Origin of the sequence: Desulfobulbus oralis, assembly GCF_002952055.1 — a bacterium.
Lineage (GTDB): Bacteria > Desulfobacterota > Desulfobulbia > Desulfobulbales > Desulfobulbaceae > Desulfobulbus > Desulfobulbus oralis.
On record NZ_CP021255.1, the window covers coordinates 1,281,466 to 1,301,323 of the forward strand.

General features: G+C 60.9%; 16 protein-coding genes and 2 pseudogenes. 7 read left to right on the forward strand and 11 right to left on the reverse strand.

The annotated features are described in order from the left end of the window. The first annotated feature begins 2 nt into the window (after positions 1 to 2). A complete protein-coding gene (locus CAY53_RS05700; protein WP_104936306.1) occupies positions 3 to 488 on the forward strand; it encodes a HyaD/HybD family hydrogenase maturation endopeptidase in 486 nt (161 codons plus the stop codon). Positions 489 to 792: 304 nt separating this feature from the next. On the opposite strand, the gene CAY53_RS05705 is transcribed toward CAY53_RS05700, so the two are convergent. Then, positions 793 to 1,797 carry a polyprenyl synthetase family protein gene (locus CAY53_RS05705; RefSeq protein WP_104936307.1) on the reverse strand — a complete coding sequence of 335 codons (1,005 nt, stop codon included), beginning with the start codon at positions 1,795 to 1,797 and terminating at the stop codon, positions 793 to 795. Beyond that, positions 1,794 to 3,809: a DNA repair helicase YoaA gene (yoaA, locus tag CAY53_RS05710; RefSeq protein WP_245874901.1), complete on the reverse strand. Its 2,016-nt coding sequence runs from the start codon at positions 3,807 to 3,809 to the stop codon at positions 1,794 to 1,796. Before yoaA ends, CAY53_RS05705 begins: the two co-directional genes overlap by 4 nt. Positions 3,810 to 4,054: 245 nt before the next feature. Between yoaA and CAY53_RS05715 the strand changes: the two genes are divergently transcribed. After that, positions 4,055 to 5,896: a response regulator gene (locus CAY53_RS05715; protein WP_104936308.1), complete on the forward strand. Its 1,842-nt coding sequence runs from the start codon at positions 4,055 to 4,057 to the stop codon at positions 5,894 to 5,896. Here the strand turns inward: CAY53_RS05715 and CAY53_RS13440 are convergent. Continuing rightward, positions 5,883 to 6,520 (reverse strand): annotated as a pseudogene (locus tag CAY53_RS13440) (IS5 family transposase); the annotation flags it as partial. The gene CAY53_RS05715 and the pseudogene CAY53_RS13440 sit on opposite strands and share 14 nt — an antisense overlap. 424 nt (positions 6,521 to 6,944) lie before the next feature. Between CAY53_RS13440 and CAY53_RS14095 the strand changes: the two are divergent. The 5 genes from CAY53_RS14095 (at position 6,945) to CAY53_RS05740 (ending at position 10,863) form a co-directional block, all read left to right on the forward strand. Beyond that, positions 6,945 to 7,046 (forward strand): RidA family protein, encoded by a 102-nt coding sequence (locus tag CAY53_RS14095; protein ID WP_219842739.1) that lies wholly within the window; start codon positions 6,945 to 6,947, stop codon positions 7,044 to 7,046. A 5-nt stretch (positions 7,047 to 7,051) separates the two neighbouring features. Beyond that, positions 7,052 to 7,186 carry a Rid family hydrolase gene (locus CAY53_RS14100; RefSeq protein WP_104936310.1) on the forward strand — a complete coding sequence of 45 codons (135 nt, stop codon included), beginning with the start codon at positions 7,052 to 7,054 and terminating at the stop codon, positions 7,184 to 7,186. Between the two features lie 110 nt (positions 7,187 to 7,296). Further along, complete coding sequence (gene cuyA, locus CAY53_RS05730) at positions 7,297 to 8,304, forward strand: D-cysteate sulfo-lyase (RefSeq protein WP_104936311.1); 1,008 nt, start codon at positions 7,297 to 7,299, stop codon at positions 8,302 to 8,304. Between the two features lie 206 nt (positions 8,305 to 8,510). Next, entirely contained in the window at positions 8,511 to 9,911 is a 1,401-nt protein-coding gene (locus tag CAY53_RS05735; RefSeq protein ID WP_104936312.1) for a Na+/H+ antiporter NhaC family protein, read from the forward strand. 298 nt (positions 9,912 to 10,209) lie between these two features. Beyond that, a complete protein-coding gene (locus CAY53_RS05740) occupies positions 10,210 to 10,863 on the forward strand; it encodes a GntR family transcriptional regulator (protein WP_181040446.1) in 654 nt (217 codons plus the stop codon). 861 nt (positions 10,864 to 11,724) lie between these two features. On the opposite strand, the pseudogene CAY53_RS14105 reads toward CAY53_RS05740, so the two are convergent. From CAY53_RS14105 to CAY53_RS05780, 8 genes and pseudogenes are all read right to left on the reverse strand, one after another. Continuing rightward, positions 11,725 to 11,838, reverse strand: a pseudogene (locus CAY53_RS14105) (helix-turn-helix domain-containing protein); the annotation flags it as partial. Between the two features lie 203 nt (positions 11,839 to 12,041). Then, positions 12,042 to 13,319: a porin family protein gene (locus CAY53_RS05750; RefSeq protein WP_104936315.1), complete on the reverse strand. Its 1,278-nt coding sequence runs from the start codon at positions 13,317 to 13,319 to the stop codon at positions 12,042 to 12,044. Between the two features lie 127 nt (positions 13,320 to 13,446). Further along, on the reverse strand, positions 13,447 to 14,259 hold the full coding sequence (locus CAY53_RS05755) for an ABC transporter ATP-binding protein (RefSeq protein ID WP_104936316.1): 813 nt from the start codon (positions 14,257 to 14,259) through the stop codon (positions 13,447 to 13,449). Next, positions 14,240 to 15,046, reverse strand: coding sequence for an ABC transporter ATP-binding protein (locus tag CAY53_RS05760; protein WP_104936317.1), 807 nt, complete (start codon positions 15,044 to 15,046; stop codon positions 14,240 to 14,242). Before CAY53_RS05760 ends, CAY53_RS05755 begins: the two co-directional genes overlap by 20 nt. Continuing rightward, complete coding sequence (locus CAY53_RS05765) at positions 15,043 to 16,611, reverse strand: ABC transporter substrate-binding protein (protein WP_104936318.1); 1,569 nt, start codon at positions 16,609 to 16,611, stop codon at positions 15,043 to 15,045. The genes CAY53_RS05760 and CAY53_RS05765 overlap by 4 nt, the downstream gene beginning before the upstream one ends. A gap of 36 nt (positions 16,612 to 16,647) precedes the next feature. After that, positions 16,648 to 17,469: an ABC transporter permease gene (locus CAY53_RS05770; protein ID WP_104936319.1), complete on the reverse strand. Its 822-nt coding sequence runs from the start codon at positions 17,467 to 17,469 to the stop codon at positions 16,648 to 16,650. After that, the gene (locus CAY53_RS05775; protein WP_104936320.1) at positions 17,466 to 18,407 is read right to left on the reverse strand and encodes an ABC transporter permease; all 942 of its coding nucleotides are present in this window, start codon (positions 18,405 to 18,407) and stop codon (positions 17,466 to 17,468) included. Before CAY53_RS05775 ends, CAY53_RS05770 begins: the two co-directional genes overlap by 4 nt. After that, positions 18,404 to 19,744 (reverse strand): MATE family efflux transporter, encoded by a 1,341-nt coding sequence (locus CAY53_RS05780; RefSeq protein ID WP_219842740.1) that lies wholly within the window; start codon positions 19,742 to 19,744, stop codon positions 18,404 to 18,406. Before CAY53_RS05780 ends, CAY53_RS05775 begins: the two co-directional genes overlap by 4 nt. Positions 19,745 to 19,858: the final 114 nt, after the last annotated feature.

A 19,858-nucleotide genomic window follows, 5' to 3' on the forward strand; every position in this document is an offset into this window, starting at 1 on the left:
TCATGCGGACTCTGATTTTGGGTATCGGCAACCTGCTCCTCGGCGACGAAGGAGTGGGTTGCCGTTGTGTCGCCGCCCTGGAAAGCCGTTACAGCCTGCCGCCAGAGGTGGTCTGCGAGGACGGCGGGACATCCGGCTTCGAATTGCTGCCGCTGATCGAGGATGCGGACACGCTTATCGTCATCGACGCGGTTGCCGACGGTCGTACGCCCGGCACGGTGATTCTGGCTGAGGATGATGCCGTGCCGCGTACCATGCAGCAGCATGTTTCCCTGCACCAAACCGGTTTTTGCGAGGTGCTGGCAGCCGCTGCCGTCAGGGACAGAAGGCCCGGCCGTCTTTTGCTCTTCGGGGTTGAACCCAAATCGCTGGAGCTTGGCATGGAGCTGTCGCCGGAAGCGGCGCAGGGTATGGAAAAGGCCCTGGAGGCGGTGGTCAAAAGCCTCCGCGACATGGGCCATCAGGTGCAGCCGAAGCAAGCGGCCTGAAGACCGGGCATCCGTATAATCCCAGACCCCGCTGCCAGGCGGGTTCGGCAAGACTCCCAAATCAGGACCAAAGGGTTCTGGTCTGGGAGTTTTTTTATGTGCGGACGCGGAGAGGAAAGGGGAAGGCAATGCGGTGACAGGCAGCCTTGGGCATGGCCCCAGCCGGGGAGGTGGGGCAGGGGAGAGGTGCAGGCCTTTTCCGGGGCATATGAAAGCCCTTGGGGGGCCAGCGTCAACAGGGAGCCCTGGAGCTTGCCGGCCTCTCAAAGCGGGCACAGCCTGTACTCGCCGCTCTTCTGCTCCCCTACTTTTCCCTGATCAGAATATATTCAGCCAGTTCCTGCAGGAGTGCCGCGTGGGCAGCGCTGGCGGGTGCGGCCAGAAGGCCGCTCAGTTCCTGCACGGCCCGGGCTATGTATTCCCGTGCCGTCGCAGCCGCCGAGCGGAAGCCGCCCAGGTGTGCAATGCACACTGTCATCTGCGTCACTGCCGCAGGCTGGCTGCGGTCTCCTGCAATCAATGCCCGCATGGCCTGTCGCTCGTCAGGCCCGGCTGCGGCCAGCGCGCGTAACAGTGGCAGAGTGAGTTTGCCTTCCCTGAAGTCGTTGCCAAGCTCCTTGCCGGTCTCCGCGCCCTTGCCGGTATAGTCCAGCAGGTCGTCCACAATCTGGAAGGCCATGCCCACCAGCTCGCCGTAGCGCCGCAGCGCCGCCACCTGCTCTGGCCGCGCGCCCGCATACAGGGCGCCCAGGGCACAGGCCGAGGCAATCAGGTTGCCCGTCTTCTGGCGGATCACCTCGAAGTAGTCCGCCTCTGTGGCTGCCGGATCGCCGGCCAGCCGTTTCTGCAGAAACTCGCCGTTCGCCAGGCCTTCGGTGGCCCGACAAAAGACCTCCAGGCCTGCCGCAGCGGTCAGCCTGCCTACCAGATACAGGCTGCGGGCATGGAGCCAGTCGCCGGCCAGAATGGCGTCCGCAAGTGAAAAGCGCTCTACCGTGGTCTCCCGGCCCCGCCTGAGCGGGGCATGGTCGATCACATCGTCGTGCATCAGGGTCGCGGTGTGCAGGTACTCAAGCGCCGCGGCGAGCGAGTACAGGGCGCTATCGTCCCGGCCGCAGGCCCGGGCGGAGATGACGCACAGCACGGGACGAATTCGCTTGCCTCCGCTGAAGAGCGAATAGTGCAGCACCTCCTTCAGCAGGGGGTCCGCGGCAGCCAGGTGTTCCTGCAGTTCGGCCTGCATGGCCTGTTCCACCTGTGCCGCAATGGCCTGCAGGGCGGATTTGAGTGGCGACTTGTCTGTATTCATTCGGATTGTTCCGTGGAAAAAAAGGCGGCCACACGAGCAAGATCGTGGGTCAGGGGGCTTGGGGGCAGACTCGCGACAAACTGGCGGCCATAGCCCTTCGTCATCAGGCGTACGTCCAGGATCGCAATCACTCCCCGGTCCTGGGTGCTGCGCATCAGACGGCCCGCACCCTGACGCAGGGTAAAAATGGCCCTGGGAATCTGGAAACTGAAAAAGGGCTTGCCGCCCTGTTCCTCAATGCGCTGCATCCGGGCCTTGACGACCGGATCGGTCGGCACCTCGAAGGGCAGCTTGTCCATGATGACGAGACTCAGCGACTCGCCCGGCACGTCCACGCCCTCCCAGAAACTCGCCACGGCAAAGAGCACGGAGTTCACCTCCCGGCTGAAGCGGTCGAGCAGCGTGTGGCGTGATGCCTCGCCCTGGATGAAGAGCGGGAAGGGCAGGCGGCCCGAGAGCGCGGTGTGCGCCGTTTCCATGGCCTGGCGCGAGGTGAAGAGCACCAGGGCCCGGCCATTGGCCAGACGCACCAGTTCCGCGATGCGCTCATGCAGGGCGCGCTGGTACCCGGGGGCAGCCGGCTCCGGAAAGCCGCGTTCCGGCACATACAGCAGGCTGCGCCCGGCGTAATCGAAAGGAGAGGCCAGAGACAGGGCCTGGGTATCGGCCTTCAGGCCCATGCGGCTGAAAAAGTAGGTAAAAGTGCCGCCCGTGGTGAGGGTGGCCGAAGTGAAGAGACAGTGCTTGACCGTGGCGTAGAGCGTTTTGTGCAGCTCGTCCGCCACCTCGACCGGTGTGGCCGAAACGCTCAGATTGCGGTCCGTCCGTTCGTACCAAAAGGTGAAACTGTGGCGGTCAAGCCGCTCCGGCGCTTCCGGGCCGTCTGGGTTCGGCGCCGCCTCCGGCGGGGCCACGAGATCCCGCAGCCGCTCCGAAAGTTCTTCCGCACGCGCGCCGTACTGCTCCCACTGTCCGCCCCGGCTCCTGCCCAGGTCTTTCAGACGGCCGGCTGCATCCGCAAGCACATTCGCCAGATGTTCGGCCTGCTCCCTGCCGGCGGCCAGTTGCGGGTCCTGCCAGTCCAGTGGGAAGCGGCCGCGCTGGGGTGGAAAGGCGGCGGCAAAGCGCTCGGCCGCCGCAGAGAGCGCTGTGGCTTCGGCCAGCACCGCAGCCTGGCTGTCGGCCGACAGTTCGGCCTTGGCGCTGCGCTCCAGGTCACTGGCCAGATCCATCACTTGCAAGCGGGAACAACTGCGGCCAAAAAAGGTGGTAGCCACGTTTTCCAGATGGTGAGCCTCGTCGAAAAGCACGCTTTCGTAGCGGGGCAGGACCTCGCCAAAGCCGGTACGCCGAACGGCCAGGTCGGAAAACAGCAGGTGATGATTCACTACCAGCAGATCGGCAGCGGCCGCATCGCGTCGCAGTTGGGTCAGAAAACAGGCCGTATAGGCCGGACAATCGCTGCCCAGGCAGAAGTGATGCTGGCAGCAGATGCGCTGCCAGAAGGGTGAAGTACCGGAGAGCCAGTTCAGCTCAGCCCGGTCGCCGTGCCGGGTTTTTTCCACCCATGCGCCGAGCTTCCTGATTTCAGGAGCTGTTGCGAAAAGACGCTCTTCCTGCGCAGCCACCATCTGGTGCCAGCGGTAGAGGCAGAGATAATTTTGCCGGCCCTTGACGCAGATCGCATACAGACCTGGAGCCAGCCATTTTTTGATGAGCGGAATCTCCCGGTGCAGAATCTGGTCCTGCAGATTGCGGGTATTGGTGGAAACCACCACCTTCCTGCCGCTGCACACGGCCGGCACCAGATAGGCCAGCGTTTTGCCGAGACCGGTTTCCGCCTCTACGCTCAGACAGGCGCAGGACTCGGCCTCGCCGTGCTCGTTTTCGTCGTCCGCCAGCAGCGCTGCCACTGCCGCTGCCATGCGGAGCTGGTCCGGCCTGTGGACAAAGCCCGGCACCTTGCGGGCAAACAGACCGCCTTCGCCAAAAATATCGGCCATTTCAGACATGGCGCAACTCTAAGGCTTTGAAGGGAAGGGGCTGCGGCATGGGGCTCTCTGTTCCTGCGCGTCTGTTCAGTGGATCGATAACTATGCTGATGCCGCCTTTGTTTACCATACCTGCCCTGTACTGACAACGCCTCCCCGGCAGAGGAGCGGCACGGGCCGCTGCCTTCCTGTATGGCGCTTGACAAAGCACTTCTCCGGGCAGTAAACATGAAAGATCCTTTTTTGCCCTTCAAAACACCCACACCATGCCTATTTCATCCGACGGAACCCTATCTTCTTCGCTTGCAGACAGGGAGCTGCTGGCGGCTGGGGAGTGCATTGCCGTTGTTGACGATCACCCTGATATTACCGAGCTGCTTGGCATATTTTTGCAGCAGCACGGCTTTGTCACGATCAGCGCCGGCTCGGCTGGCGAACTCTGGCGGCTCTTCGACAACAGTAAGATCGCCCTGGTGCTGCTGGACATCGTCCTGCCGGATGCCAATGGCGTCAGCCTGTTGCCCGAGCTGAGGGCCCAGCAGCCCGATACTGCCGTGGTCATGCTGACCGCCGCCACGAGTCTGGACACCGCTCTGCTCTGCCTGCGCCATGGGGCGAACGACTATCTGACCAAGCCGGTGCGCCTCGACGCTTTGCTGAATACGATCCGCCAGGTCCTGGGTCAGCGGCGTTTGGCCCTCCATGCCCGTCAATATCAGCACCAACTGGAGAAGGCGCGGCAGCGCATCGAACGGACCCACCGCCTGTCGATCAGCATGATCGGCTCCTACCTGCGGATCACCGATCTGAACACCCTTGTGCAGGCCATGCTCACCGGCATTACGGCCCACGAGGGACTGGGCTTCAACCGGGCCATTGCGCTGCCCTTCTCAAAAGACCGCAAATTTCTGGTCGGCCGCTATGCCATCGGCCCGATCAGCCAGGAAGAGGGCGCCAGCATCTGGCAGGACATCCAGCGCCAGCACCTGACCCTGGACGATCTGCTGAAGAACCTCCACAGGAGTCCGCCTGGCTCAGGCGATGCGGGCCTGCTCAGCCGCATCAGGGGCTTCAAGATCGATGCCGGCGCAAGCGAGCATCTGGCGCTGCGGGCCCTGAGCGAACGCCGCATTTTTGTGGTGCGGAACGGTCAGGCCGAATACCCGGTGCCAGAGGATCTGATCCGGCTGCTGCAGGAAGACAGCTTTGTCATTGCCCCGCTCTTTTCGCCGGAGCGTACGCTGGGCGTTGTCATTGTGGACAACTTCATCTCCCACCATCCTATCACTGCCGAACAGTTGCACGCCTTGGAGAGCTTCCTCAGCCAGGCCAGCCTGGCCATCGAACACTGCAGCCTGTACCAGACCGTGCAGGACAAGGTGGCCGAGTTGGAAGCGGTGACCAGAGAACTGCACAAAAACCAGGAAATGCTGGTGAATTCGGGGCGTTACTCCGCAGTCGGCCACATGGCGGCGCAGTTGGCCCATAACATCAAAAACCCCATTGCGGCCATTGGCGGCACGGCCCAGTTTCTGAAACGCAAGGTGGCGGACAGGGATATCCGGAAGTTTTTAGACATGATGGTGGTCGAAGTGGACAAACTGGAGAAGATTCTGGCCGATCTGTCCAGTTTTGGCGACACCATCGAGCCGGTATACACGACCGCATTGCTTGCCGAGGTGGCGAGGAATGCAGGCCGCCTGTGCCGACAGGATATGGTGGAGCGGCACATTTCGTTGACCTGCGATTTCCCGGAGGAGCTGCCCGCAATCGAACTGGACCCGAAACTGATCCAGCAGGTGCTGGTGCATCTTTTGGTCAACGCCATGGATGCCATGCCGGGGGGGGGGGAGATCGTCATGCGCCTTGCCGCGGAGGGCGAGGGTCAGGCCCTGTCGCTTTTGGACAGGGGGCAGGGCATTAAGGACGCCATGCTGAAGAATGTCAGCGATCCTTTTTTTACCACCAAGACAGTGGGCACTGGCCTGGGTCTGGCCTTTGTCCACAAGGTGCTTGCAGATCACCACGGCCACTTTGTTCTGCAGGGCCGCCTGGACGGTGGCGCGGAGGCCCGCATCTGGCTGCCTGCACATTCCTGCCAAACATGATCTCGATCTTGTGCCGCTGTTTATACAGATTTTGATCGTACGAGCAGGGTCTCTTTCGGCTCCTTCTGGGCGGGATGCAGGGCGTAATGCCTCTGGTACGCAGGGCATCACGGAACCAGTCGGCGTCATAAGCACGGTCCGCCAGCAGCTCCCTGGTCTCGGGCAAAGCATCTATGGCATCCATAAGCAGGGCGGCTCCCTTGTAGTCGCTCACCTGGCCTGCCGTGAGCGTCGCAAAGGGCATGGTTTTGGAGTTCAGCCCGCCCTTTGTGCGTCCGATGCAGCGGGAAAGAGCCCTTTTTTGAGCAAACTGGCGGCGGTACGATGCGCCTTGAGGTGGGTGGCATCGATCATCACCTGGCCATCCTGTCCCGCTGTTTTTGCCAATTCGGTAAAAATATTGTTGAAGACGCCCATCCGGCTCCAGCGCAAAAAACGATTGTAGAGCGTCTTGTACGGGCCATACTCGCGCGGCGCATCTTTCCACTGCAGGCCATGTTTGATGACATAAATGATGCCGCTGATGACTTTCCGGTCATCGACCCGCGGAATACCATGTGAACGTGGAAAGAAGGGCTTGATACGTTCGAGTTGCTCGGCAGAAAGGGAGAAAAGTTGGCTCATGGCGTCCTCCTTGAGCACAACTAACCAGATTTGCTGCTTTTTGGCAATTAATGAGGCCTGAGCCTAGGCATGACCCTTTGCAAAATCACTCACGCTCGCCCTGATATGTTCTCCGTTTTGACCTCCCAGTTTTAGGGGAGTCGCCGCCAAAGGTTTCTCCAGCACCCCAGACTTTTGGACCGTTCCTGTTCTCCCCCTTGACAGGAGGACAAGAGTTCGGTATATGCATTATTAAATGTCGACATTTATTAATACATTATACAATACAAACTTTGAACTTTGCCGGTTAAGGAGCAATGATAAACAAGATCGTGACCAGCCCGCAGGTACCCGCCGCTGTGGGCCCGTATTCCCAGGGTGTGCAGGCAGGCATACCGTATATCTCTCCGGGTAGCTGGGCCTTGATCCGGCCACCGGAAAACTGGTGTCTGCGCAGGCGCGCCAGACTCTGGCCAATGTGTGGGTACTGCTGGATGCCCTGAGCGCCAGCACCGCCAATGTGGTCAAAACCACCGTCTACACCTGACCAGCATGGACGATTTCGCCGCCGTAAACGCCAAATACGCGAAGGTGTTTGCCGGCAACTTTCCGGCGCGTAGTTGTGTGGCCGTGCAGCAGTTGCCCATGGGCGGGCTGGTGGAAGTGGAAGCAATCGTTGTGCTGTAAATGAAGCAGGCAGCGCGGGCATGTCCCACGGCACCATAAAGAAACAGGGTGCACATCTTTCCCCGCCATTGGAGGCTCGGAAGCACCATGCAAACCATCATGGAGGAATTATGAATCTCGCGAAGTTCGCCCGCAGAGGCTATGTGACCGCACCCACGCCTCTTGAGTTTTTGCCGAATTTTTCCAGGGCACTTGGTGCGGGCGTCAGTGTTTACATGAAACGGGACGACATGCTACCCGGCGCAGGCGGCGGCAACAAGACCCGCAAGCTGGACTTCTGCGTGGCCGACGCGCTGAACAAAGGCTGCGACACGCTCATTACCTGCGGCGCGGTGCAGTCCAATCACTGCCGCCTGACCCTGTCCTGGGCAGTGCATGAAGGCATGGACTGCCACCTGGTGCTGGAAGAGCGCGTGCCCGACTCGTACAACCCCGAGGCCTCCGGCAACAATTTCCTCTTTCAGCTCATGGGCGTCAAAAATATTACCGTGGCGCAGAAGGGCACGGACATGATGGCCGCCATGCAGAAGGTGGCGGACAAGCTGAGTGCCGAAGGCAAAAAACCCTATATCATCCCTGGCGGAGCATCCAACGCCCTAGGCTCGCTGGGCTATGTCAGCTGCATGGAAGAGATCATGGCACAGGTGTTCCACATAGGCCTGAAAATTGACCACATGGTGGTGCCCAGCGGCAGCGCCGGCACCCACGGCGGCATCATCGCTGGCATGATCGGCAACAACATCGACATCCCTGTGACCGGCATTGGCGTCAACCGGCCCAAGCTGGTGCAGGAACAGGCCGTGCTGACCGTCGCCAACGCGTCTTTAGAGCTGATCGGCGTGGATGTGCGCGTGCTTGCGGAGAAGGTGGTGGCCTTTGACGACTATGTCGGGCCGGGCTATTCGCTACCCACGGATTCCATGGTGGAGGCGGTCAAAATGCTAGCACAAACCGAGGCTGTGCTGCTGGATCCCGTGTATTCCGGCAAGGCCATGGCCGGCCTCATCGATCTGGCCCGCAAGGGATATTTCCCCAAGGGCTCCAACGTACTTTTCCTGCATACCGGCGGCTCGCCCGCCCTGTACGCCTATCTGCCCACGTTTCGCCAGGGCAAGTAGGGCACCCCGGGGGGGGGGGCGCCCCTGTGCGGCAGAATGATGCATGCCCCCGCTCCTGGAGAGCACGGTGAACGGCAGGAGATACCCGGTCAGGCACGGTCGGGCGGTGAAACGGCAGCTTTTTTGGAAACGAATATCGACATTTCAAAATACACAACAAGACACTTCTGCATTCCGATGTTCCACAACCACAAGAGGAAAACACCATGCAGGACAAAACCTTGCGCATGTATGGCGGCATCTGGGGCGGGCTCGTGCCCATAAGCGTTCTCGTCATCACTCTTGTCTGGCTTTCCGTTGCCCAGCGCGGTGGCACCAAGCCCTTCTGGGCCTGTGCGTGGCTTGCCTTGGTCTGCGGTCTCTTTTTCGCCCGCGACAAAGCGGATTACTGCAAAGCCGCGATGCGTGGCATCGGGGATACCACGGGCATTGTCGTGGTCACGGCGTGGCTGTTTGCGGGTGTTTTTGGCAAAGTCATGGCGGCCGGCGGCCTGGTCAACGGCCTGCTCTGGCTCGGCATGACCACCGGCGCCCAGGGCGCAATTTTTACCGTGACGGTCTTTCTGATGGCCATGCTCTTTGCCTTGGGAACCGGAACTAGCACGGGCACCTGCATTGCGCTGACGCCGGCTCTCTATCCGGCGGGGTATTTTCTGGGCTCCGATCCGGTTCTGCTGGCCTTGGCCATTCTTTCCGGCGCGGCGTTTGGCGACAATCTGGCTCCGGTGTCGGACACAACCATCGTTTCCGCCTATACCCAAGGCGCGACCATGCGCGAGGTGGTGCGCAGCCGCTTTCCCCTGGCTCTCAGTGCGGCCTGCATTGCGGCCACAATCTTTCTAATCTTTGGCGGCGGCGGCGAGGCCAAAGCTCTGCCGGAAATAGATGCGGCCCTCAACCCCGCCGGGCTGGGAATGCTGGTGGCGCTGGTGGTGGTCGTGATCGCGGCGTTGCGGGGCCGGCACATCATTGAGGCCCTGATTTACGGCAACATCACCGCCGCGGTGATCGGCATCATCATCGGCACTATCAAGCCAGGAGGCATGTTCAGCATTCCCGAAAAGGCGGGCGCATCCACGGGCATTATCCAGGCAGGCATAGAGGGCGTGGTTGGCGCGATCATCTTTGCCATCATGATTCTGGCTGTCACCCAGATTCTCGTGGAATGCGGCATCATGAACAAAATCCTTGCATTCGCCCAAAAAAGCGTGGTGGCCACGGTGCGACAGGCAGAGCTTTTTATCGTGGGTCTGACTATCCTGGCCTCCATTCCCATTTCGGCAAATGCGCCCGCAGAACTGCTGGTCGGCCCCAGTCTGGTCCGTCCCATGGGCGAAAAGTTCCGGCTTGCGGCGGCCCGACGCGCCAACCTGATGGACTGCGCGGTATGCACGATCTTTTTCACCCTGCCCTGGCATATCGTGGTGGCATCCTGGTACGGGGCCATCGTCAACGCTGCGGAGACTTACGGCATCACTGCGCCGCCCATCAGTTCGGCCCTGTACAATCCCTATTCCTGGGCGCTTTTGTCAGTGCTTCTGTTCTCGATCAGCACAGGCTGGAACCGTCGCTTCGCCGAATCCGACGGCGCGCCGGAATCGGCCTGAGGCAGCCCCCGTCGCCGCCCGGGGGACCGACCCGCTGCAGGCCTTTATGGCTGAATGTGTGTCACTCTGTCTCGGGGGCTTCGTTTCCCTGCGCGGCTCCGGCCCTGCTTGCCAACTTGCTTTTTGAGAGGTTTCTGTACTATGGTGACAAATCTGGCAAACTATCCTGGCAGACCACCGCGTTGCCTGCAATGCCGGATCGTTCCCGGCAAGTCCGGGGCTTTGACCACCCCACGTCCACATATTCCCCGAGCCGGGCCTGTCCGGGTCGTCGGGTTTTCATGAAGGAGCGGAAGTCTTGACATTTTCTCCTGTGTTGGAAAAAGAAACCTATTCGAGCAAGATCGCGACGATTATCAGAACCATGATCCGGGACGGCGAACTGCAGCCAGGCGAGCCCATCAAGGAAACGGTGCTGGGCGAACGGTTGAGCGTCAGCCGGGCGCCCATCCGCGAAGCCCTGCAGGAACTCGCCTATGAAGGTATTGTCACTTCCGAGCCGCAGAAGGGCAAGCGGGTACGTCTGCTCAGTGACAAGGACATTGTCGACAGCTACACGGTAGGCGGCATTCTGGAATCGGTCGGGGTCAGCGATTCTCTGGCGAAGTGGACGGACGGCGATTCGCAGGAGCTGGCGGAAATAGTGGACGAAATGCGCCAGAGAAGCAAGAGTGCTGCGGACACCGGTGCCCTGATGGAACTTGACGACCAGTTTCACAGCGTTCTACTCCGCCACTGTGACAACGGCAGACTGGTGGAAATGGCGCGCCTGTCCTGCATTACCATCTCGAAGGTGCTGGGCTACAAAAAATGGCGCACGCTCTTTTCGCCATCGGACTTTTGCCAGCGCCACGAAGCCCTTGCCCGTGTGGTTGCCACCCGGAACGCGGAGGTGATTGCAAGGGCGCTCCGGGAGCATTACCTGGAAATCGGGGAGCGTATGGTGCGTTAGGAAGACTGGCGGGCCGGAGCCCGGCCGCTGATTTTCCTGCTAGATTGTCAATCCAAAAGCAACAGGGAAATTGAAAAAGGCCTCACGAGGGCTACGAAAGCCGAGACACTTTCCGGGACGCTTGTTCAGACATTCTACAATCCGCAGAACATCATCGTTTCGCACACCCCGGAAATCGAGCCCCCTGGGCAGATATTCGCGAATGAGTCCCGTATTCTCGTTTGTACCCCGCTCCCAGGGCTGTGGGGATGGGCGAAGTACACAGGAGCCCCCAGGGCGGCGGATATCTCCCTGTGCCTGGCAAACTCCTTGCCATTGTCCGTCGTCAGGCTGCGGCACTCCAGCCCATCAGGCAGACGGATCAGGGCAACCTGAACAGCAGCCGCAGTCTTGTCCTCTATTTGTCCTCTATCTTTGCTGCCAGCAGCAGGCGAGCCTTTCGGTCAACCACGGTAACCAGACCCCCAGTCCCCGGCTTGCCCAGAACGGTGTCCACCTCCCAGTCTCCGATGTCAAGCCTCTGCCGGCGTCCCTGGGACGAAGCTCGATGGAAACGGTGTCCCCGAGACGCCCCCGGCCGTCCTGCCGCGTTTTCCTCCTGTAGGGCTTGCCCCTGCGCCGCAGATGTTTCCCTGCGTCAAAGGACAGGCGCCCGGACTGCACGGCCCGGTAGATGGTGGTAACGGATACTGCAAGGGATTCCCTGCCCCTGATCTGTTCCGGCGACCAGCCCTCTTCGAGCCGGGCCTGGAGCAGGGATTGCAGTGCTTTGTCCTCCAGCTTGAAAGCCGGCCGGCAGCGCTTGCGGCGCAGACGATAGAGCTTGTCTGCCTCGTGGGCACTGCAGGCACCCCTGACGGGATTGCGCCGAAGCTCTCTGCTGATCGTCGAAGGGCTTCGGTTCAGGGCTCCGGCGATCTGGCGGATTCCGCAGTCCTGAGCACGAAGACACAGTATACTTTCCCGCTCTGTTGCGGTAAGATGCTTGTTGCCCAATAGGTGTCAGTCTCCTTCGCTGATTGTGCTTGCGAAACTCATTCTAGCGAATAACTGCCGTCTATGGGCTTTTTATCTTCTCCCAACCCCTCCTGTCGCCTTTAGATTGTAAATTCAAGGTCATAAAAAAACGGCCTCCCAAAAAGGGAGGCCGTTTTGCATTTGCGGCTTGTTGCAAACAATCAGAATTTGACCTGCAGTCTGCCATAGGTACCGACTGCCGGATCATCTTCAACCGTGGAATCCTCGAAGGACGGAATCAGCACGCCACCATACCAGGTGAAGGTCGCCCCCTTGCTGATGGTGTAGTCCAGGACAGCGGAAACTTCCAGCGCATTCTCAAGAGAGTCCGTGCCAACGGAAGCATCGTTGTCGATAGTGGCATACACGATATTGCCGGTCAGGTTCAGATCATCGCTGATGGCATAGCTGGCAACAAAGCCGGCCCACAGCCAGTCACCCAATTCACCCGGACTGACTACGGTCAGCGGATGATCCGCGCCGATCATGACGAAACCAAATCCGGGAGCGGCGATGAAGCCACCGTCGGTGCCACCGAAATTGAGAGCCAGCGTCAGGGCATCGATGGTATAGGAAGGCTGCAGATAGGCGCCGAAGCCTGCGTCTGTCTCATCGGTGCCTATGCCTTTGCCGCCATAGTCGTGGCGGTCATCCACCCACTGGTTGAAACCTGCCAGATTGCCCTCGTTGTAGGCGAATTCGCCATCCAGACCAAAGTTGCCCGCTTTGCCCGAAAAATACAGGGAGCCCAGCCAGCCTTTATGCTGGCTGAAGGTTTCCAGGGTGCCGTCCTCGTTCAGCACAGACTGCACACGGTCATCGCTTTGATAGGCCACCAGGACGCCGCCGTTCCAGTCGTCGTTGAACTGGACGCCAACGTGTACACCGTAGCGCATGGAGTCGTTATCCTCATCCTTGTCCTGCTTGATTTTCGAGGCCTGACCTTCGGATTCCCACTCGATAAAGGGGTTGATTTCGACGTTGCCCGTCTTGATGATGCCGCGCAGACCCGCGACAGGCAGGTCATCGTAGAAAAAGCCGTTGCCGTAGGTAACGCGGTACTTGCCGCCTTCCAGAATAAAGGTCTCACTGAAGGGAATGCCAATATAGGCCTTGTCCACCCAGATGGTGTTCGGATCAACGGCAGTGCTGGGATCATCTTCGTCATTGTTCTCCAGCTTGGAGCTCAACATGGTCATACGGCCGATGGCATAGGCGCCGCCGGCAGCCGTGCCTTTGACAGTCAGGCGGACACGGGAATCCATATAGCTGTGGCCGTCTTTGTCGCTGTTGCCGAAATCGAAATTGTCGCGGTACACGGCGCGAACGCGGGCATCACCTTTGAGGCTTACCCCGGGCTCGGCATCCGCGGCCTGGGCAATACCGGCAAGGCCTGTGGTCATCAACAGGGCTGCGCTGGCAACGAGAATCTTCTTCATGGTCTTTCTCCTTGGGCTTGAAGGGATGGCTTTTTCGCAGAAGAGCCTGCATATACAAAACGGATATCTGTATACTAAGAGCCACCGCATCGTTAGTCAAGTTTTTTGATTTTCCGTTCAAATTTTTTTACGTACAGCCTCGGGAGGACGTAAAAGCGCCCAGATCGGAAAAGGAGCGGCAGGCGGCCAGCAGACTCAGAGTGGCCGGAGCTTTGGCCTCTGCCGCCATGTTGCCGCTGCTCAGGCGCTCGGCGATCGCGCCGTCCGCCATGACGTAAATGGTATCGCAGAGCGATTCGGCCAGGGCCAGATCATGGGTGATGAAGAGGCAGGCAAAGCCGATTTGCCGCCGCAACTCCTGCAGCAGCGCCACCACCTGGGCCTGGATGGTGGTGTCCAGGGCAGAGGTGGCTTCGTCGCAGATGAGCAGTCTGGGGGACAGTCCGGTGGCCCGGGCAAAGACCACCCGCTGCATCTGGCCGCCGCTGAGCTGGCCGGGATACCTGGGCAGGAGTTCCTCCCCAAGGTGCACCCGTGCCAGCAGTTCCCTGGCCAGTTCGCGGGGATTGCGGCCGGCCAGCAGGCGGAAATTGCGAAAGGGTTCCAGGAGAAAGCGCTCCACCCGCATTCGGGGCGGGCAACTCGCCAGCGGGTCCTGAAAGACCATCTGCACCTGGCGGTAGTAGTCACGGCTCTTGACTGCAAAGGCGTCCTGGCCCTGGAACAGCACCTTGCCCTCGTCCGGCTCGTAAATACGGCACAGGAGGCGGGCCAGTGTGGATTTGCCCGAGCCGCTCTGGCCCACCATGCCGACGCATTCCCCGGCCCGGATGTTCAGGGTGATGTTCTTCAGCGCCTGCACACTGCGGCCGCGCTTCCAAAAAGCTTTGTTGAGATGCCGGATTTCCAGCAGGTTTTGTTCAGTGTCTGTCGCGTCCATGGCGGTCTGCCTGCAACTGGGGAATGGCACGCAGCAACTGGCCTGCGTAGCTGTCTGCCGGCCGGGAAAAAATGGCTGCCGTGGTGTCGAAGTCTTCGACCCGGCCGTGGCGCATCACCATCAGCCGGTCGGCAATGCGGGCGCAGGCGCAGATGTTGTGGCTGACCACGATGATGGCCGCATTCCGGCTGCGCCGGCGTTCGGCGAATTCGGCCATGACCGTGGCCTGGGTGCTCATGTCCAGGGCGGCGGTTGGTTCGTCCGCCAGAATGAGTTCCGGATCCATGGCCAGCGCAATGGCAATGGCCACCCGCTGCTTCATGCCGCCGGAAAGCTGCCAGGGGCGGGAGGCCAGAATGGCCGGGGGATCCTGCAGATCCAGCCGGGCTATTTCCTCGAGCGCCAGGGCCCGGGCCTCCTTTCTGCTCAGGTTCCGGTGGTTGCGGATGGCCTCCACAAACTGCCGCTCCACAGACAGCATGGGGTTCAGGGATGCGCCCGGGTTCTGAAAGACCATGGCGATATGCCCGCCCCGAAGCTGTCGCCACCTTTCGGCGCTCAGACCGGCCACATCCTCGTCCCTGAACAGGATGCGGCCGGCCACCACGGCCGCATGGGACGAAGGCAGGTTGACGAGCTGGCGAATCAGGGTGGTCTTGCCCGAGCCCGATTCACCGACAATGCCCAAGGTCTCGCCGGGAGCCAGGGCAAAGCTCACATCCTGGAGGGCGATATGCCCTCCGGGATAGGCAATGGCCAGATTTTCTGCGGCAACCAGATGTTTCATTGGGCGAGTTTCAACCGGTCATCGATGTAGTAGATTTCGGAAACAAAGCGGTGAATGCCGTCGATGCGTTTGTTGTAGACCACGTTGCCGGTCTGATAGAAGAGGAAGATGGCGGCCACGTCATCCATGAGGATCTGCGCGCCTTTCCGGCCCAGCTCATTGCGCTTTTCCCTGTCCGAGACCGTGCTCATCTCGTCGATCAGGGCGTCAAGAGCCTTGTTGCTGTACCTGCCCACGTTGCCTGCTCCAAGCGAGGAGGAACCGGTTTTGAAAGCGGAATCCAGAAAGTACTGCGGATCGACCGCGGGGGCGGAAGTCCAGCGCTCATAGAGAAAATCGAACTTGCCGGCCTGCGCGGCGCTGGCGTAGTTTTCCATCTGCTGTGTTTCCAGGCCGATGCCCACCTTTTTCAGATCCTGCTGCATGGCAATGCCGATATTTTTGGCCTCCGCCCCGTGGTTGGTGGCATACAGGTACTGGAGCACGATGTTTTTGCCCTGAAATTCCCGGATGCCGTCGCCGTTGCTGTCCCTGTAGCCCAGTTGATCCAGAAGGGCTTTCGCCTTTTCCGGGTTGTAGGGATAGGAATCCGCCCCCCTGTGGCCAAAATCGAGCACCTCGCTGAAGGGGCCGCGCGCCGGAATGCCGTGGGCGATCTTTTCCGCGTACACATCTTTCTGGATGGCGTAGTGCAGGGCCTGCCGGAAGGCCGGATCGTGCATGATCGGATGGGCCATGTTGATGCGCAGCAGGAAGATGCGCAGGTTCGGCCCGCTCAGTACCTGCAGCTTGGGGTCCTTCTGCAGAATGGGCAGATCGGCCGGCATGATCTGGGCCGCGAAATCCAGCTCCCCGGACTGCAGGGCCATGGACCGGCTCTTGGCGTCGGAGATGTACTTGGCGTTCACCCGGTCCACTTTGGGTTTGCCCTTCCAGTGAGCCTGGTGGGCGCTCAGCACCAGGCCGGTTTGCGGGGAAAAGCTCTCCACCTTGAAGGCCCCGGTGCAGATGGGCTTGAACTTGAAGTCGGGCCCCGCCTGTTTCGCCGCCTCGGCGTCCACGATGATAAAGACCGTATCGGCCAGCATGTTCAGAAGGGTCGGGTAGGCTTGTTTGGTTTTGATGGTGAGGACCCGGCCCTCGGCGCTGATGCTCTCCACCGGAAACTTGATGTCGGCCCGGTCGCTTTCGTTCAGGGCGCGCTCCAGGGAAGCCTTGCAGGCCGCGGCATCCACCGTCCTGCCGTTGTGGAAGGTAACGCCGTCGCGGATGATGAAGCGGGTGGTGCGCTCGTCCGTCTGCTCCCACTTCTCGGCAATGGAGGGTTTGAATTGCAGGTTTTCGTCCACCTGCACCAGATTTTCGCCCACGCCGGTGCGGGTGAGCGTCCAGCCGTGCCAGGCGGAAATGGGGTCGATGTCGCCGTCCAGCCAGAAGATGGCCATGTTGACGGTTTTTTCCTGTGCCGCATCGGCGGCCAGTGCCCTGGTCGCGCCTGTTGCGCCGGTCGTGGCGAAGGCCAGGGCGGCGGCCAGAAAACCGGCCAGAAAGCTGTTCCTCTGCATTGCATCCTCCTGGTGAAGGTTGTTGTGACGGAGTCTTCAGTAGCGCTCCGGATTGAGATATTTTCTCGTGGCGTCGCCCAGAATGTTGAAAACCACCACCACGCCGAAAATGGCCAGGCCCGGATAGATGACCAGCCAGGGTGCGCTCTGCAGATAGTCGCGGCCTTCGCTCAGCATGTTGCCCCATTCCGGGGTGGGCGGCTGCACGCCCAGGCCCAGAAAGGACAGCCCGGCCAGGGCCAGCATCATGTTGCCGATGTCCAGGCTCAGTTGGGTGAGCATGGGCGGAAAGATGGCGGGCAGGATATAGCTCTGCACCAGCTTGAAGGGGCCCGCCCCGGCCATGCGCCCGGCAATGAAGGCGTCGCTCTGCACGGTGGTGCGCACCAGGACCCGGGCCAGCCGGGCGAATTTGGTCCACCAGATGATGGCCAGGGCGCAGATGGTGTTGATAATGCCCGGTCCCAAAAGGCCGACCACGGCGATGGCGAAAATCAGGTCCGGAAAGGCCAGAATGGTGTCGGCCAGCCGCATGATGCAGGTGTCGGCCCAGCCGCCGCGCATGCCGGCAATGGTGCCGATGATGAGGCCCAGCACGAAAATCGCGGCCAGCATGCCAAAGGTCATGCCGAGTGAAATGCGTGCGCCGTACAGCAGCCGGGAGAGAATGCAGCGGCCCACCTGATCCGTGCCCAGCGGATAGTCGCGGCCCGGCGCTTCCATGGTGTGCAGGAAGTCGGTTTCAAAGGCCGAGTGGGGCGCGAGCCAGGGGCCAAGCAGCGCTACGGCCACCAGGATGCCGGCCAGCCCGACGGCCGTGTAAAACTGGGTGTTCTTGTTCCATCGCCTTGTTTTCATGCCTGCCCCCCTGTCAGTCTGAGGCGCGGATCCAGCAGCTCGGCCACCACATCGGTGATAAAGTTGATGCCCACGTAGATGCAGACCATGACCATGACATAGGCCTGCAACACCGGATAGTCGCGGGCGTTGATGGCTTCGATGGCCATGGTGCCGAGGCCCGGCCAGGAAAAGATGGCTTCCACAATGACTGTGCCGCCCAGCAGCAGCGCACAGGACAGGCCAAAGAGGGTGACCAGACTGCCCAGCACCGCGGGCAGCACGTGGAAGAGCACGATGCGCCATTCCCGGCAGCCGCGCGCCCGTGCGCCGATCGCGTACTCCTTCGTCATTTCTTCGCCGATCATGGCCTGAATCTGGTGGGTGTAGCGGCAGATCAGCGGGATGACCAGGGTGGCGGCTGGCAGCACCAGACTGGAGGCCGCGTAGGGGTCGGTCAGCCGGAACCAGTGCAGGTGCACGATGAAGACCAGAATCATCATCAGGCCCAGCCAGAAATCCGGGATGGAGATGCCGGCAAAGGAGAAGCCCCGAATCAGGAGGTTGATCCAGGAGCCTTCCTTGAGCGCGGCCAGAATGCCCAGGGCAAAGGAGCAGATGAACATGGGCCCGATGGCGGCCAGGGCCAGCTTGAAGGTCATGAAAAAGCGGCTTTTCACCATTTGGGACACCGACTCGCCGGTGCGCAGCGACTTGCCGGCGTCCAGGTGCAGCATGCCGTTCAGCCATCGGCCGTACTGGACGATGAAAGGCCGGTCCAGGCCCATCTCGTGTCGCATCCCGGCCAGGGCCTCGGGGCTGGGAGAAATGCCCCTGGCATCGAAGTAGATCCGGGCCGGATCGCTGGGGCTGAGCCAGGTGAGGAAGAAGGTGACCAGGGTGGCGGCCAGCATCACCACCAGCAGCTCCGGGATCTTGCGCAAAATGGATTGGATCATGTGCCGTGTCCTGCCGGTTGCAGATTTTGGGGGAAGCTCTGCGCAACCATACGGTTCCAGTAAGCGATCAGGATGACTGAGCGGGCGATGCAGAAGGCAATGAAGGCAATCCACAGGCCGTGATTGTGCAGCAGCGGAATGAGCGTAAAGACCAGAACGAGAAAGATCAAAAGCGCCGCGATCGTTGAATTGCGGATGGGCGCCGTGCAGGTGGCGCCGGAGAACAGGCCGTACCAGACCAGACCGGGAGCCATGGCCGGCACATAGAGGATCAGATAGAACATGTATTGGCGGCACAGGCCCAGCACCTGTTCCAGATCGGTGAAGCAGCGCAGGATCAGGTTGGGGCCAAGCAGCAAGAGCAGCGCCAGCGCCGCGCCCAGCCAGCACATGCTCCGCGCCGCCACGTTCCTGCTCTCGAAAAAGGCCGCCCGGTTCCGGCTGCCCACAGATCTGCCGGCAAAGACCGAAGCGGCATTGGCCAGGCCGTCGAAGAGCGAGGCCATCAGATACTGCAACTGGAAGAGAATGGCGTTGGCGGCCAGCACATCCGAGCCCATGCCCGCGCCCCGGGCGACAAAGATGTTGGTCATGGTCATCAGGCAGAGGGTGCGGATAAAGAAGTCGCCGTTGACCGCGAGTATTTTTTTGAGCCCGGCAGGATCCCCGATCCTGTGGGCGTGTTGGGCAATCATGGAGCGGGGAATCTGCCTCAGTACAAAATGGCAACCCAGCAGGAAGGAGAAGATCTGGGCGATCAGGGTTGCCGCCGCCACGCCGGACACGGCCAGGTGGAGGCCCAGCACAAAGAGCAGGTCCAGAAGAATGTTGAGGATATTGGCCCCGATCTGCAGCACCAGGACATGTCGCACAAGGCCGCGGCCCATGAGCCAGCCGAGATTGACATAATGGATCAGCACCAGGGGGGCGCCCCAGATCAGGATATGAAAGTACTGGCTGGCGCAGCGGGCCACATCGGGCTCGGCATGGTAGATGGCCATTGCGCCCCGGTGCAGGGGCAGTTGGCAGATGGTCAGCGTGAGGCCGATCAGCGTGGCGATGCAGAGCGGCCGGAGCCAGGAGCAGACCATGTCTTCCGGCCTGTTTTGCCCCAGGCTCTGGGCGGAAAAGCCGGAGGTCGCGACCCGGAGAAAGCCGAAAAGCCAGTAGATGGTGTTGAAGATGACCGTGCCGACCGCTACGCCGCCGATAAAGACCGGACTGTCCAGACGGCCGACAACCGCGGTGTCCACCGCGCCCAGAAGGGGCTGGGTCATGGTGGCCAGCATAAAGGGGATGGCAAGACGCAGATAGCGGCGAAGAGAGATGGATTCCATGACAGAACAGGCTGTTGGGCTCTCTATCTTTGCAGCGGCCGATTCGGAGACTGCCACCCGCGGAAAAAGGGACAAAAAAACCCGGACCGTCTGCACGATCCGGGATGCCCTTTT